Below are 16,056 nucleotides of genomic sequence, written 5' to 3' on the forward strand. Positions count from 1 at the left end.
ATTCCGAGCTTGTCGAGGAATCTCGCGTGCTGACGAAAGATAGTATCTGGCATCAGCACGCGAGATTCCTCGACAAGCTCGGAATGACGTTCAATAAGCATTGGCCTTTCTACTGCCCGCTAGCTGAACCAAACCCGGCCGGGTTGTTGTCTGCTCTGTTATGATGCTTGCTGAACTTTTCTTTGCTGGTTTTCTGACGTTCGCGCTGCCCGAAGCGCACGTGCCGTTTGCCGCGCCCGCGAGGGTAGTGACCCTTGGAAGCGTAGACCCCTGCCGCATCTACGGCTCCATCTTCCTCGAAACCGACCCGCGCCGCCGCAACCAGTGTTTTGCCGTCGTGTACGTAGAGCAGGAAACGGCCTTCACCAACCTCATGGTGTACAAAGAAGACAACAAGCTCTTCGCCGACCAGGCCGGCCTGTGGGCCTTCACCGACGCCCGCGACTTTGCCGACTATCGCATTTTTGTGACCGAAAATCGGAATCTGGCCGACTTCACAATTCACTATACCGATGTGCGTTCTTATGCCGGCTGTCGGCCGCAGTAGGGCGCACTCCACCAACTACCGCAGATTTTCCTGCGAACTTGCCGCCCGAACTATCACGGGCGGCATTTTTTTTGCCTTCGCCCATTCTTTCCCCACACTATGGATTTTGTAGAAGTACGCGTTCAGGCCCCGCGCGAGCTGGCCGACATTCTGGTTGCCGAGCTAAGTCAGGTAGGCTTCGATACGTTTGAAGACAACGACGAAGGCTTTTGCGCCTACACCACCGAAGACGTATTCAACCCCGACGACGTAGCCGAAATCATGAGTCGCTACCAGGGTACCGACGTCATCGAGTACGACCACCGCATCATCACCCGTCAAAACTGGAATGCCGAGTGGGAAAAGAACTTTCAGCCCCTCATCATTGCCGATAAAGTATCGGTGCGTGCTCCCTTCCACCCTAAGCCCGACGGCGTAGAGTACGACATCGTGATTATGCCGCGCATGTCCTTCGGCACCGGCCACCACGAAACCACCGCGCTGATGATTGAAAATCAGCTAACGGTAGACCACCAGGGCAAGCGCGTGCTGGACATGGGCTGCGGCACGGGCATTCTGGCCATTATGGCTGGTATGCTGGGCGCCCGCGAAATCCTGGCTGTAGACGTGGAGCCCTGGACTGTAGAAAACGCCCGCGACAACGTGCAGGACAACGGTTTTCCCGAGGCCGAGTGCCGCCTGGGTGGGGTAGAGGTGCTAGAAGGAGAAGCGCCGTTTGATATTATTCTGGCCAACATCAACCGCAACGTGTTGCTGGAGGATATGCACGCTTACGCCGCCCTGCTGCCAGCTGGCTGCCCTATAATATTCAGCGGATTCTATGAAGAGGATTTATCCAAGATTCAAGAGGAAGCTAAGAAGCAGGGATTAGCCTATCAATCAAATAGAAAGAAGAATAACTGGGTTTCGGCAATTTTTACGAAATTGTAGCCTGTTTAGTGGGTTTTGACGGCATTAGTATGAAAAAACAGGTTCTTGGTTGGCTTTGTGCGGTGATGGTAGGCCTGGGTGCACCAGCTTGGGCGCAGCAAACCCGCCCGGCGGCGGGCACGGCAACACCAGCCCCGCGGTTTGTGGGCAAGCTCTCTTCCGACCCGGCGCAGTTCATGCAGGATGTGCAGGTGATGATGGCTTCGACCAACAATGCGGCAGCCAAGGCCTCTGCTGCTCGCTTGCAGGAGCTGTGGGCCAGCAACCGCCTCACGGCCACGCAGCAAGGCAAAATAGTGACGCTGTCGCAGCAGATGCTAGCGAAGAATTTCAAGCCGCGCCCCCACCTCGAAACGCTGTACAACCTGCTGGTAACGGCCAAAACCAAGCAAAACTTTTCCGACCAGCAAACCGACGAGCTGCTGGACGTACTGACCAAAACCGTAGACAAGGACGCCCCCCGCGATGCGGAGAAGTTCCTCTTGGCAGCCACGCAGTTCATCGAAACCCGCTACCTCTACCACTCGCGCTATAGCACGCTGCGCGCCGATGGTGGCTCGTTCAGCTTTGCCTACAACGAGGCAGACATGCCGGCCGTTGCCGAAGCGCTTCGGCCTACCCCAAAGCCCGTAGCACCCAAGCCCGAGCCGGCCAAGCCGGCGCCTACCCCTGCCAAGGCTGCGGCCAAACCAGTTGCGAAAGCTAAGCCGGCTCCCAAGAAGAAGGTCAGCAGTGGCTGGGATACCAGCGACTTATGGAGCAGCAGCGACGGCAGCGGCTGGGGCGATACCGACGATGGCTGGGGAACACCCGTTAAGAAGAAAACGCCGGCCAAACCAGCCGCCGCTGCCAAGGCTACCCCCGCCAAAGAGGCGGCCGCTCCCGAGCCGGAGGCTGAGCCAGAACCGGAATCATCGGCTGCGCCGTCCTACGTATTCGATTCGTATATGGCACCCAGCACAAAAGGACCGGTGCTGGTATTAAAAGACGTGGACCTATACATGGCCAGCGGCGGCGACTCTGTGGTGCTGCGCAAAACCAGCGGCGCGGTAGTGCCCTCTAGCCACCATTTCGTAGGTGGAAACGGTGAATTTGCCTGGACTGTGAACAACAGCCCGGCTACCGCTGTGCTAGGACCGTATGATTTCGACATCAACAAAGCCGAGTTCAAAGCCGAGCCAGTGAAGTTTACCTACGCTGCTGTGCTGGAAGAGCCCATTTTGGGTGCGTTGGCGTATAAGCTGATCAAGAAAAAACCGGGCGCTACCGACACGGGCTACCCGCGCTTTATCTCCCTCACCAACGATGCCCGCGTGAAGGACCTGGGCCAGGACATCCGCTACTACGGTGGCTTCTCCTTGGCAGGCTCGCGCATGTTGTCGGCTTCGCTGGATGGCAGCCTGTCGCGCATTTTGGTGGACGCCAACGGCAAACCCAAATTTCGGGCGTCGTCGAAAGCGTATGTGCTAGGCGACACGCTGATTTCGGCGGCGCGGGCGGCCGTTACCATTTTCGAGGATAAAACGGATTCGCTCACGCACCCCGGTGTGAAAATGAAGTTCTCGAAGCCGCGCCAGCTGCTGCAACTTACCCGCGAAGCAGGCTTGTACAAAAACACGCCCTACTATGACTCCTACCACCAAATGGAAATCGGGACGGAACTGGTGACGTGGCCGCTAAACTCGCCCGACATCAACTTTTCGATGCTGACGGCCAAAAACCAAGTAACAGCCGATTTCGAGTCGCGGGAGTTTTATACCAACACGCGTTATCAGCAGATCAAAGCCATCAACAAGCTGCACCCGTTGCAGATGGTGGTAGGCTACAGCCAGCGCCACAACAATCAGAAGCTGATTACGGTGCAGGAAATTGCGCAGGAGTTGAACATCAAGGAACCCAACGTACGCACCGCCGCCGCCGGCCTAGCCCGCGACAGCTACGTGCGCTGGCGCCCCGAAACCGACGAGATTGTGGTGCTGCCCAAGGCCACGCACTACGTCAACTCGGCCCGGAATAAGAAGGACTACGACCACCTGGCGATTAAGTCGCTGGCACCAAAGGGCAACAACGCTACCCTGAACCTGAACACCAACGACCTGCTGGTGCGCGGGGTAGAGCGCTTCAACTTCTCCGACGACTCGGTGACGGTATATGTGAAGCCGGACTCCTCGATTATCCACATTCAGAAAAACCGGGGGGTGGTGTTCAATGGTACCGTAGTAGCCTCGGCCTTCGTGTTCAAGGGGCAGAAGTTCAAGTTTGACTATGACGGCTTCTACATCGACCTGACCAAGATTGACTCTATTATTGTGAAAGGCAAGGGTGCCAAAGGCTCGGTGATGAAGGCCCGCGTACGCGATTTCAGCATTGCCAATCAAAAAGGTGAGTCGGCTGGTAAGCTCTATATCAATAGCCCCGACAACAAATCGGGCCGCAAGAAGCTAGGTGCCTACCCTGCCTTTGATGCCAGCACTGGTGCAGCCGTGTTCTTCAACAACCCCGACGTACTAGGCGGCGCTTACGACAGCACCATGTACTTCGACATTCCGCCATTTCGCATCGATTCGCTCAACAACCGAAACCGCTCGGCAGTCGGGTTTACGGGCACGTTTCACTCGGGTGGCATCATGCCTGATTTCAAGACTAAGCTGAGCTTGCAGGAAGATGGGGCGCTGGGTTTCACCTACGATGTGCCCAAAGAGGGTTTTCCGCTCTATGGCGGCAAAGGTGTGCTGTTTAACAAGGTGAACATGAGCAACCGCGGGTTGCTAGCAAAAGGGAATATCAAGTACCTGACCGGGGACTTCAGCAGCGACCAATTTATCTTCTACAAAGACTCGGTGGTAACCGTGGGTAAGACTGGTACCATCACGCCGGGGCCGCTGAAGGGGGTAGAGTTTGCCAAGGTAACACTGCAACCCGGCTACCAGATGAAGTGGGCCGTGCTGCGCGACTCGATGTACCTGAGCACTCAGCGCGACGGCGACGCCATGCGCTTCTACGACGGCAACTACAAGTTTAAGGGCACGGCTACGCTCACACCCGGTGGCCTCTACGGCAACGGCGGGCTTGATGGGCCGCAGTCGTTTATCCGCTCGCCGCAGCTGGCCTTTAAGACGAAGAACTACACCGGCAAGCAGTCGACGCTGAGTATTAAATCGGCGGAACCGAACAAACCAGCGCTGGTAGCGAATGAAGTAGCCTTTGAATATGATTTGCAGAAAGGTTTTGCCGACTTCACCCGTGAGGAGGGTAGCAAGGCCAGCATCGAGCTGCCCTATTCCGACTACCGCACTACGCTGAGTGGTGGCCGCTGGGACTTCCAGAAAAAGCTGGTGCAGATGCGCGTGGCACCCGGCGCCGACTCGTCGCGTTCCTACTTCTACTCCACCAAGCCTGAGCAGAACGGGCTGAAGTTCCGGGCCAGTACCGGCAACTACGACCTGAGCCGCTACCGCCTGGTGGCCGGCGGCGTACCCCGCATTGCCTCTGCCGATGCCTGGATTACGCCCGATTCGAGCAAGGTATACATTCTGGCAAATGCGCAGATGCGGCCATTCCAGAATGCAGGTATTGTGATGGATACGCTGGCCAAGTACCACAATCTGTACCAGGGCGCCATCACGATTCAGTCGCGCACGGCGTTCAGCGGTAATGCTATGTTTAAGTACCAGACCGCTGCCGACTCGTTTGCTATTAAGTTTTCCAACTTCCACTCCGACTCTACCGCGATGCGGGGGACGCTGGCCTCTACGGCCAAAACGGGTGGTGTGCTGGGTAAGCTGCGGGGCAACAAAAACGCACTGAATGCTGGTCCAGCTTCGCCGCCGACTATTGCTGTGGGCGGCATTCAGGCGGCCGATAAGTTCTTGCTGGCACCGCGTATTTCCTACCGGGGTAGTATGATTATGAACTCGCAACAGCCGGGCTTTACGTTTGAAGGGCAGGCACGCTTGCAGTTCAGCCAGTTACCCGGAGCTTCCGATTGGTTTGCCGTGAAGGATAGCATCGACCCGAAAGACGTGCGCATTCACCTCAATGAGCCCAAGACGGAAGATGGGACGCCTATGCTCACCGGCTTGTTTTTGTCCAGCGGATCGTCCAAAATCTATCCGTTGTTTGTGGCTGCCAAGCATAACGCCGATGATTTGGGCCTGTTTACGGTGGATGGCGAACTGCGCTACAACAGCAAAAAGCGCGACTTCACCATCAGCCGCCACGATCCGGCGGCCACGGACATCTACGAAGGCGACGTGCTGACCTTTAATGATACCACGGCGGCAATCAACTTTCGGGGTAAGCTGAACCTCATCAACTCCAATAAGGATTATACTCTGGTAGCGGCCGGCTTAGGCTATGCCAAGCCCGATAGCGCTATCTACCAGTTGAATACGATGCTGGGCTTTGACATTAACATGCCCGACAAAGCAGTGCAGGCCATGGCCGACGACATTGCTAAAAACGCCAAGTTTGCCCCCCAGGCCTTGGATGGGTCGCGGGAGGATCTGTACAAAATCGGCGAGTTTGCGGGTAACAGTGCGGCCGTAGCCTTCGACACACGCAAGGGCAATAACGCGTCGTTGCTGAAAGTGTCCAACAAGTTCACCTACACCATTTTGCTGAATAAGGTGAATCTGGTGTGGTCGGAGAAGCAGAAAGCGTGGTACTCGGAGGGTAAGATTGGCGTGGCCAACATCATGAGCAAAGACCTGAACGTACTGATTGATGGCTACGTGGAAATCCGGAAAGATGAGAACGGCGACGTGGTGGAACTGTATCTGGAAGCCGAGCCGCAAACGTGGTACTACCTCAAGTATGCCAACAACCTGCTTCTCACCAAAGCGCAACACGGCTCCTACGACGAGCTGATTGGACAGAAAGCCAAGGGCGACTACAACACGGCCACGTCCTATGGGTTCTTCCTGGGCGATGATCTGGAAGTGGAATCCTTCTTGACGCACTTCCGCAAGGACTACCTGGGCGAAACTGGCAAACGTAAAGTGGTAGTGCAGTCGTCGGGCAGTACGGGCAACTTCGATTTTGCGGAGGACCCCGGTAAAAAGAAGAAAAAGAAGAAGGGCCAAACCGACGAGGTAGCCGCCGATGGCAGCCAACCCGCCGATGAAGCACCAATGGAAGAGCCCAGCAAAAAGAAGAAAAAGGCCAAGGAAGAAGTAGCGGCCGACGCAACAAACGCCGACGCCCCGCCCGCCGAGGAATCGAAGAAAGACAAGAAGAAAAAGGAAACTGCTACCGAAGCCAAGCCTGACGAGCCCAAGGCAGAGGACGACAAAAAGAAGAAAAAGAAACGCGCCGCCAACGACCCCTTCGGCGAAGACTAAGCAAGCAGCCCTACCCCGATAATCAGGGTAGGGCTGTTTCGTGCTAGGCGGTTCCGGTGCCTCGTCATTTGCTGGTAGAAACCATTGAGAAGTAGGCAACCTTGCCAAAGCCTGTATCTTTGATCGACTTCCTGTTCTCTCCCTTATGCACTTTCTCTACATATTGGGCGCGCTGCTGGGCGCCTACCTGCTTGGCTCTATCCCCACAGCCCTCTGGGTAGGGCGCAGTTTCTACCACCTCGATATTCGGGAGCACGGCTCCGGTAATTCGGGGGCTACCAATACGTTTCGGGTGTTGGGCAAGAAGGCCGGCTCCTTTGTGATGGCCGTAGACGTGCTGAAGGGCTGGCTGGCTACCTCGCTGGCCGCGTGGCTGGTAAGCCAGGAGGCCATTGCGCCGGGACAATTGCTCTACTTTCAGCTAGCCTGCGGAGTGTTGGCCGTGTTAGGGCACATTTACCCAGTGTTTGCGCAGTTTCGCGGGGGCAAGGGCGTGGCCACTATTCTGGGTGTGATGCTGGCCATAGCACCCGCCACGGTAGGCATATGCATTCTGGTCTTTATCACGATGCTGCTGCTGACACGCTACGTGTCCCTGTCGTCGATGACGGCGGGGGTGGCGTTTGCTGTGTTGCAGTTGCTGCCCGCGTTTCGGCCCGATAATCAGCTGCTATTGTGGTTTGGGTTTGTGCTGGCGGCGCTGCTGATCTACACGCACCGGGCCAACATCGGCCGCCTGCGCGCCGGCACCGAAAGCCGCGTGCCCATGCCGTGGGATAAAAAATAAGCCAACATAATAGAAGAAGCCTCCTCCGCGGCGGCCTACCCTGGGGTAGGCCGCCGCGGAGGAGGCTTCGGTTTAGCGGCAATGCTCGTTAGCTAGTGCTACTTCAGCAGCTCGGCGCCTTGGCGCATCACGTCGCGGGCAATAGCCAGGTTGGTGTCGCGGGCATTCACCACGAGGTAGATGAATTTCTTGCCTTCGTCAGCAAGTCTGATAAGGTGCAACTGGTTGCTGAGCGTCATCAGGATGTCTTCAATTTTCTCGCCGGCCAGCTTTAGCGCAGTCATTGCTTTCTGCTTTTGTTTCACTACCTCGGTGTTGTAGGCAGCGGCCGTTTCGGGGTTCAGGCTGGGCGTGTTGGAGTGCGAGGCCAGGGCCATGCCCGATTGCACGTCTACCACCGCTACGGCCATCAGGCCAGGCAGCGAGTTGATGATTTCTTGTACGGTTTGGCCAGCGGGGGAGGAGGTAGAGTATGCCATGATGGTAAAAGGTAGGAGGGGTGATGACGTAAGTTTGTTTGTAGAAAAGAGTTGTTTGGTCTACAGCATTAGGTAAGCAGAGCGTGCAAGGTGCCGCGGTGGCTTTGTTGCGCTGTTGACAATACAAGAGTACTGCGGAAGTTGACCCAGTGCTGGGATTTCTGCCGAATGGGCCACTTTTTGTAGTGAATGGCCGTAGTTTTAGAGTGAATGAAACGCAGCATACCGCCGGATCATCAACCTCATTCTGACTTATGGCTCCTGGGCGTATTGTTCCTACCCTTGCCTGGTAGAAGCGCTACACTAGATTATACTAATTGACGGGACGCTTCTATTGGTTTCGCTATGCTACCTACCCCCAGCTCTATGCTTGCACCCACCGATGCAGCAACGCGTATTGCGGAGCTGGAGCAGGCACTGCTCGCCGCCAACGAGCGAGCCGCCGCCGCCGAGCGTCGCTTGGCTGAGGCGGCAGCCAACAGCAAGCCGAGCGCGTTTGGCATAGATCAGGTACTTTATGATTTGCCGGCGCCTGTGGCCGCGCACGACCTTTACGGTCGATTACGCTTTTGCAACTTGGCCTTTGCCCTATTATTGCAGCGGCCCATGGCCAGCCTAGTAAACCAGCCGCTTAGCGAAGTGATACCCGCTGCCGAGCTGTCCGCCTACCTGGCGCAGGTAGGAGCACCCGGCCAGCCCGTAACGGGGCAGCTGTCTCTGCTACCCACTGGCGGCAAGCAGCCCCGACAACTGCTGTACCGCGCCCAACGCCTCGACCCACCAAGCCAGGCAACGTACGTGCTGCTGTGCGCCCTCGACGTGACGGAACAGGCACAAGCAACGGCCGAGCTGCGCCGCAGCAAGGAAAAAGCCGAGGCCTCGGCACAGGCCAAGGAAGCCTTCCTGGCCAATCTCAGCCACGAAATTCGCACGCCCATGAACGGCGTGCTGGGCATGGCGCGCCAACTCACCAAAACGCCCCTCGACCAGAGCCAACAAGAACTGCTGCGCATTATTCAGACCTCGGGCGAGCATTTGCTGGCGGTGCTAAACGAGGTGCTGGACATGACCAAGATCAGCTCGGCGCGTTTGGAGCTGGAGCAGATGTCGTTTGATTTGCGGGAGTCGATGGAGGTAGCGTTGCAGCCGCTGGCCGTGCAGGCCGCTGAGAAAGGCTTGCTGTTCCACGCTACCCTGCTCCTTCAGCGCGAGCCGCTACCCCGCGTAATGGGCGACGCCTACCGGCTGAATCAGGTCCTGATCAACCTGGTATCCAACGCCATTAAGTTCACGCCAGCTGGCGGCAGCATTTCCGTGGGGGGGTACCTGCTCAGCCAGACCGACACACACCTGACGGCCGGCTTCCGCGTTACAGATACCGGTATTGGCATTCCAGAGAATAAGCTCGATCATATTTTCGAGGATTTTGTGCAGGCTGGTACCGATACGGCCCGGCGGTACGGCGGTACGGGGCTGGGCCTGGGCATTGCCCGGGCGCTGGTAGAGCAAATGGGCGGCACCATTCAGGTAGAAAGCCAGGTGGAAAGCGGCAGTACCTTTCAATTCACCGTGACGCTGCCGCGGGCCGAGGGCATCGAAACCACACCGCGACCGGTGCTGACGGACACCGGGGCACTGCGCAACTGCCGCGTGCTGGTGGTGGAGGATAATGGCATCAACCGCGAAGTGGTGCGCCGGCTGCTGCAAGGCTGGGGCGTGCAGGTAGATGAGGCTGAAGATGGCCCTACTGCATTGCTCCTGCACACCGAAAACCTCTACGATGCCGTGCTGATGGATATTCAGATGCCGGGTATGAGCGGCGCGGAAGCTACCACGCACATCCGGCTGCACCCCGACCCCGCACGGGCACAGGTGCCAGTGCTGGCTCTCACTGCCAACGCTTTTCGCTCCGATCTGGACCGCTACCTCAAAGCCGGCATCAACGATTGCCTGACTAAGCCATTCAAGGAAGAAGAGTTTTACCACAAGCTAGTGGCGCTGCTGCAACTGCCAGCGTTACCCTACGACTTGGCGCAGGTATACGAACTGGCCGATGGCGAAAAGACCTTTGTGCAGCGCATGGTGCGCTCTTTTCTGCTGCACATCCCGCCTAGCTTGCAGCAGATGCAGGCCGCTGCTGCCGCTGAGCATTGGATTGAGGTGGCCAGGTTGGTACACCACATCAAACCAAACCTTATTCAGTTTGGGGTAGCGGGCATTGCACAACCTTTACAGCTGCTAATAGACCCACCCCGGCCGGGAGCTGAAGACCAGAAGTATCGGGCCGCCGCTGTGCAACAGTTGATACGGCAGGTAGAGCAAGTGGTAAATGGATTGGCAGCGGAAATACCGGCTGTTTCTTAAGGACTCCTTTCGTCAGGGGCTTACCCGGTGCAAAGACGCCTGCTTGCATCTTTGCACCGGGTAAGCATTCCTTTTTTAAGGAGAAGAGGAATATTTATTTATAAAGCTTGTAGTCGCTGTACTAGCTCTTCCTGGTAGGCACGGCTCACAGGTACCTCGTATGTTCCGAGCTGCAGCATATTGTCTTCCAGCGCCTCTATACGGTGCAGATTCACAATATAGGAGCGGTGCACGCGCACAAAATGACGGAAGGGTAGGCGCTCCTCCATATTCTTGAGCGTGCCGCCCACGATGTGCTTTTGTTTGCTGGTTACTAGCACCACGTAAGTGGATAGGGCCTCTATAAAGAGTACGTCTTCAAAATTAATGCGTAGCAGCCGGCCATTCGTCTTCACAAACAAATCGGTGCCAGTGGCCGAAAGGTCGGTGGGAATGGTGGGCGCAGCGGGAGTAGGAGAAGCAGGTGGAGTGGCGCGGTACTGCTCCGTCACCCGGTCGATAGCCTGGCAAAAACGGGCGTAGTTCACGGGTTTTACGAGGTAATCGAGCACGCGCAGCTCAAACGCATCTACAGCAAAACTAGCGTGCGTGGTTACTAGAATAACAGCAGGCTTGGGGTCGGGCAGCAGCTTTACCAGCTCCAAACCACTGATATGAGGCATCTCGATGTCGAGCAGCAGTACGTCTACCGGGTTGCCAGCGTGCAGGTAAGTCAGGGCCTCCACAGCATCAGGGAAAGAGGCAGCCAACGTAAGCTGGTCGTGGCGCTGCACGGCGCGCTCCAGCGTGAAGCGATTGATTTCGTTGTCGTCGATGATGACGCAGGCAAGCGGAACAATAGCCGACATAAGTAGGTGATAAGTATAAGTGGTAGGCAACGCGGATACGACTACACTATCATACGTGCAATGGCAAAAGTAGGGAAGCTTTGGGGCTTGGTTGCAGCGCCGAAAGCGGTACAGCCAAGATCAAAAGCACGCAACAGATACAACGTCCATTGCCGAACTTGCCTACTTTCGCATTGCCAACTGATTATCTAACGCCGGGCGCGCCCCGCGTCCCTACCCCCACGATATGCCTACCTACCTCGAAGAAAACCAGAATCGTTTCATTCATGAGCTAATGGACTGGCTCCGCATTCCCAGCGTTTCCGCCGACCCCAAGTTTCACGGCGACGTGCTGCAAGCCGCTGAGTTCCTGAAGCAGCGCCTGGAAGAAATTGGCGTGGACAACGTGGAGCTGTGCCAGACCGCCGGCAACCCCATCGTCTACGGAGAGAAACTGGTAGACCCCGCCCTACCCACCGTACTCGTCTACGGCCACTACGACGTGCAGCCCGCCGACCCCTACGAGCTGTGGAACTCGCCGCCGTTTGAGCCGGTGATTAAAGACGAAAAAATATACGCCCGCGGTGCCTGCGACGACAAAGGCCAGGTGTATATGCACGTGAAGGCTTTCGAAGTGATGCAGCAGCAGGGCGGCGTGCCCTGCAACGTGAAATTTATGGTAGAGGGCGAAGAGGAAATCGGCTCCAACAACCTGGCTATCTTCGTCAAAAACAATAAGGAAAAGCTGAAAGCCGATGTCATTCTGATTTCGGATACCGGCATTCTGGCCAACGATCTGCCCAGCATTGAGGTAGGGCTGCGCGGCCTGAGCTACCACGAGGTGGAAGTGACTGGCCCCAACCGCGACCTGCATTCCGGCCTCTACGGCGGTGCCGTGGCCAACCCCATCAACGTGCTGTGCAAGATGATTGCGAGTCTGCACGACGAGCACAACCATATTACCATCCCCGGCTTCTACGACAACGTGGCCACTCTGAGCGAGGAAGAACGCGCCGAGCTGAACCGCGTGCCGCACTCCGACGACGAGTTCAAGCAAAGCATCGGCCTACCCGCCACCTACGGCGAAACCGGCTACACCACCGTGGAGCGTACCGGCATCCGGCCTACCCTCGACGTGAACGGCATCTGGGGCGGCTATACCGGCGAAGGCGCCAAAACGGTAATTCCGTCCAAGGCTTTTGCCAAAATCTCGATGCGCCTGGTGCCTCACCAAACGTCCGACGAAATTACGGCCTTGTTTCAGGAGCACTTCACCCGCATTGCGCCCGAGGGCGTAACGGTGCAGGTGCGCCCTCACCACGGCGGCGAGCCTGTGGTAACGCCCACCGATTCGGTGGCTTACCAGGCGGCCGCGCAGGCCATGGAAACCACCTTCGGCAAGCGCCCGGTGCCTACCCGCGGCGGCGGCTCCATTCCTATTGTGGCCATGTTCAAATCGGAGCTGGGTATCGACTCGGTACTGTTTGGCTTTGGGTTGGATTCGGACGCCATCCACTCGCCCAACGAGCACTACGGCGTGTTCAACTTCCTGAAAGGTATTGAAACCATTCCGTTGTTTTTCGAGAACTACGCGGCACTGGAAAAGGCGAAATAACCTAACTGAATGCACCAAAAAGGCCGATTCCTAAGGGTAGGAATCGGCCTTTTTGGTGCATTCAGCCTGGCGCTTGCTACAAACGCCCGAACATATAGCCCACGTACAGCTGAATGGCGCTGTTGTAGATATTGCGGGCTGGCAGGTTGATGATGCTTAATCGCCGGTCGTAGCCAAGCTTAGTGGCGCCGCCATTGTAGCGCAAGCCCACCAAAGCGCCTTTAGGGGTTTCGTAGCCCAAGCCCACTGCATAGCCCAGGTCTACATCACGGGTATGGTTTTTCCACTTGATGCTGGCTGAGTTGGTCTTCAACTCTGAGTCGGAACGAAATCCAAACTGCGGACCAACTTCCAAAAAGAGGCCATCGAGCTTGTATTTCAGCATCACGGGCACATCCAGATAAGTGATGTTGTAACGAAGGTTGGTGTTTTCGTAGCGCGAACCCTTCATAGAAACCAGAAGCTCGGGCTGGACAGACAGGTTTTTATCCAGACTCAGCTCCAGCAGGCCGCCACCATGAAAGCCGGGCTTATACCGGGTGCCGATGGCATCATCGCCCACGAAAGAAGTGAGGCTTAGCCCGGCCTTCACGCCCAGACGTATATCCTGGGCGTAGGCCGAGGAAACAGAAAGGCCGCCAGCAAATAGGAGCGACCAGTAAAGTTTTTTCATAGAATGCGGTGATTACAAAGTCTACCGCCGCGGGCCGGCAATATTCCTGCCGAGTTATTGCAAGAAAAAGGTCCATCCTGCTTAGCAGGATGGACCTTTTTCTTGCAATAACTCGGCAGTTGTGCACGCGTCTACTTGCCGCCGAACATGTAGCCTATATACAGTTGGAAGGCGCTGTTACGTACATTACCAGCTTCAATGTCGATACCGTTGTAGGAATCATTTTTGCCTATTTTGCTCAAACCACCATTATAGCGCAGGCCAATCATAGGGCCACTGGCAGCTTGGTAGCCTAAACCTGCCGCATAACCAAGGTCAACGGTTTTGAAAGCTTCTTTAGAATCGACGGATAGGTCGTCAACTTTGAACTTCGAGCCTACTAGAAAGCCAACTTGTGGGCCTACCTCAAAGAACAAACCATCAGCTTTAAATTTTAGTAGGACTGGGACATCGATATAACTCTGGTTAAAACGATAATCACCCATGCCTTCAGCTTTGGCTCCCTTCATTGAGAATAACACTTCAGGCTGAACAGCAAAGCTTTCAGAAAGACCTATTTCCGCTACTCCACCACCGTGAAATCCAAATTTGTATTCAACATCCTCGATATCCTTACCAGTAAAGCTGGTGAGGCTAGCGCCAGCTTTTACACCCAACCGTACGCCTTGTGCATGAGCAGCCGTAGTAGAAAGACCAACCGCTACGAGAACAGATAATAAAACTTTTTTCATACTGAAAAGAGTAAAAAATAATATAAGTAATGCGCGATATTGCGCCGCGGCTGCTAAGCAATATTCTTGCCCGACTTCACTAATTCTTCATATAAAAAGCAAAATGCCCACGCTGGCAAAGCAACGTGGGCATTAAGCATTAGTAGTAAGCGCGCTGCCTAGCGCGAGGTAATCAGGTAGCCCAACGAGAGTTGGAACAAGGAGTTGCGGGCATTGCGTAGGTCGTTGCCCTGGTAGCCATCCTTGGTGAAATCAGTGAACGAGCCGTTGTAGCGCAAGTCCAGGATAAGGCCATTCTCGGATTGGAAGCCCAGGCCAGCGGCGTAGCCTACCTCAAAACGGTTCACGTTGCTTAGGTCATAGTCGCCGGAGTTGTAGTCGGCGCGTGTGCCCGTAACGTTGTTGGTACGTACGGTTTTGTCGTTGCGGTTGAGCAGATAGTTGAACTGCGGACCAGCCTCCACAAAGAAGCCGCCAGCGTTGATTTTCACCAGCACTGGCAGATCGAGGTAGTTGTAGTTGGCGCGGCCCTCGTACTTGTAGGTGCCGAAAACAGACGAGCTGTTGTTCTTGTAGCCTTTCTGCGAGTACAGCAGCTCAGGTTGAATCGAGAGGAAACCATCGGCAATCAGTGGGGCGTTCAGCATGACGCCGCCCACAAAGCCAAACTTGTTTTCGAAACGGTCTTCGTTGGTTACGTCGCCCGCTAGATTGGAGAGGTTAGCACCGGCTTTCACGCCCACGCGCACGCCCTGTGCCCGCGACTCTTGGGCTCCAAATGCAGCTGCAATAGCCAATGAACCAGCAATGATAAAAGACTTTTTCATGAATTTTATGAAAAAAGGTAGGTGGTGTGGCGTAGCCTATCAGAAGCACGCCAGTTAGGGTAGTAAACGAAAAAGAACGTAAATGGGTGGGGTAGTTCAATAAAAAAAGAGCCAGATGACTCACGAAGAGTTACCTGGCCCTTTTTATTCCTCTTGAGATTATTTACCCCAGGGGATGAGGTAGCCAACTTGCGCCGTGAAAGCGCGGTTGAAAGCTTTTGGCTCGTTGCGGGCGCTAGTGTTCTTTGTGTCGAATAGCGTCTTGAAGCCTTGGTTGTAGCGTACGCCAATGCTGAAACCACCAGCCGTCTGGTAACCAATGCCAGCTACACCACCGATGTCGAAGCTAGCGAGGTCTTCTTTCTCCTTGCTAGTGCCCATTTTTTCGTTGCGCTCTGGCGTATTGTCGTTGTACTTAATGTTGGTTTCCGTTTCTTGTTTGGAAGCCACCATGTAGCCTACTTGTGGACCCAGTTCGAAGTACAGGCCCGACCCGCCGGGAGCAGTGTTAATCCGCACCGGAATGGGTAGGTCGATGTAGCTCAACACGCGCTTGTTCTGGTATTTAAATTTATCGACGTTAGCGCCGTAGCCATTGGCCGTGAGGGTACTACGGTCTTTTAGCTCATAACTACGCTCGAAACCTTTACGGTTGTAAAGCAATTCGGGAGCCAGCGTCCAAAAACCGTCGCTGCTCAAAGGAAGCTGGTAAGAGATACCGGCATTGTAGCCGAGCTTGTATTGTAAGTCACCGGCGTAGCCATTTACTTGGTCGGCATCTTTGCCGCCAATATTAGCCAGTGTACCGCCTACCCGAATACCGAGACGAGGACCGGATTGCGCCTGAGCAGCCGAAGCAGCCGAAACAATGGCGAGAGAAAGAAGTGCAATTTTTTTCATGGGAAGTCAGATTTAAAGCCTGAACGGATAGTAG

12 protein-coding genes are annotated in these 16,056 nt (G+C 55.6%); 6 read left to right on the plus strand and 6 right to left on the minus strand.

Annotated features, from left to right (window positions below; all coding sequences use genetic code 11):
• The first annotated feature begins 160 nt into the window (after positions 1-160).
• The 4 genes from H8B15_RS19475 to plsY all read left to right on the plus strand — a co-directional run bounded on the left by H8B15_RS19475 (position 161) and on the right by plsY (position 7,606).
• Positions 161-547, plus strand: a complete 387-nt coding sequence (locus tag H8B15_RS19475; RefSeq protein WP_246455747.1) for a 7(1) septoil knot domain-containing protein — start codon at positions 161-163, stop codon at positions 545-547.
• Positions 548-646: 99 nt separating this feature from the next.
• Positions 647-1,477, plus strand: a complete 831-nt coding sequence (prmA, locus tag H8B15_RS19480; protein WP_187321329.1) for a 50S ribosomal protein L11 methyltransferase — start codon at positions 647-649, stop codon at positions 1,475-1,477.
• A 29-nt stretch (positions 1,478-1,506) separates the two neighbouring features.
• The gene (locus tag H8B15_RS19485; protein WP_187321330.1) at positions 1,507-6,819 is read left to right on the plus strand and encodes a hypothetical protein; all 5,313 of its coding nucleotides are present in this window, start codon (positions 1,507-1,509) and stop codon (positions 6,817-6,819) included.
• Positions 6,820-6,964: 145 nt separating this feature from the next.
• Complete coding sequence (plsY, locus tag H8B15_RS19490; RefSeq protein WP_187321331.1) at positions 6,965-7,606, plus strand: glycerol-3-phosphate 1-O-acyltransferase PlsY; 642 nt, start codon at positions 6,965-6,967, stop codon at positions 7,604-7,606.
• Between the two features lie 98 nt (positions 7,607-7,704).
• Here plsY and H8B15_RS19495 read toward each other — a convergent pair whose 3' ends face one another.
• Positions 7,705-8,085 (minus strand): hypothetical protein, encoded by a 381-nt coding sequence (locus tag H8B15_RS19495; RefSeq protein ID WP_185282361.1) that lies wholly within the window; start codon positions 8,083-8,085, stop codon positions 7,705-7,707.
• 366 nt (positions 8,086-8,451) lie between these two features.
• Between H8B15_RS19495 and H8B15_RS19500 the strand changes: the two genes are divergently transcribed.
• On the plus strand, positions 8,452-10,449 hold the full coding sequence (locus H8B15_RS19500) for an ATP-binding protein (RefSeq protein ID WP_187321332.1): 1,998 nt from the start codon (positions 8,452-8,454) through the stop codon (positions 10,447-10,449).
• A gap of 98 nt (positions 10,450-10,547) precedes the next feature.
• Here the strand turns inward: H8B15_RS19500 and H8B15_RS19505 are convergent, their stop codons facing one another.
• Positions 10,548-11,297: a LytR/AlgR family response regulator transcription factor gene (locus tag H8B15_RS19505; RefSeq protein WP_187321333.1), complete on the minus strand. Its 750-nt coding sequence runs from the start codon at positions 11,295-11,297 to the stop codon at positions 10,548-10,550.
• 226 nt (positions 11,298-11,523) lie between these two features.
• Here H8B15_RS19505 and H8B15_RS19510 point away from each other — a divergent pair, with 226 nt between their 5' ends.
• Positions 11,524-12,891 (plus strand): dipeptidase, encoded by a 1,368-nt coding sequence (locus tag H8B15_RS19510; protein ID WP_187321334.1) that lies wholly within the window; start codon positions 11,524-11,526, stop codon positions 12,889-12,891.
• A 76-nt stretch (positions 12,892-12,967) separates the two neighbouring features.
• Here H8B15_RS19510 and H8B15_RS19515 read toward each other — a convergent pair whose 3' ends face one another.
• From H8B15_RS19515 to H8B15_RS19530, 4 genes are all read right to left on the minus strand, one after another.
• Positions 12,968-13,564: a porin family protein gene (locus H8B15_RS19515; RefSeq protein ID WP_187321335.1), complete on the minus strand. Its 597-nt coding sequence runs from the start codon at positions 13,562-13,564 to the stop codon at positions 12,968-12,970.
• Between the two features lie 131 nt (positions 13,565-13,695).
• Complete coding sequence (locus H8B15_RS19520; protein WP_187321336.1) at positions 13,696-14,295, minus strand: porin family protein; 600 nt, start codon at positions 14,293-14,295, stop codon at positions 13,696-13,698.
• Positions 14,296-14,453: 158 nt separating this feature from the next.
• Positions 14,454-15,122: a porin family protein gene (locus tag H8B15_RS19525; RefSeq protein ID WP_187321337.1), complete on the minus strand. Its 669-nt coding sequence runs from the start codon at positions 15,120-15,122 to the stop codon at positions 14,454-14,456.
• Between the two features lie 159 nt (positions 15,123-15,281).
• The gene (locus H8B15_RS19530) at positions 15,282-16,022 is read right to left on the minus strand and encodes a porin family protein (RefSeq protein ID WP_187321338.1); all 741 of its coding nucleotides are present in this window, start codon (positions 16,020-16,022) and stop codon (positions 15,282-15,284) included.
• Positions 16,023-16,056 lie beyond the last annotated feature (34 nt).

Origin of the sequence: Hymenobacter citatus (assembly GCF_014333615.1) — a bacterium.
GTDB classification, from domain to species: domain Bacteria; phylum Bacteroidota; class Bacteroidia; order Cytophagales; family Hymenobacteraceae; genus Hymenobacter; species Hymenobacter citatus.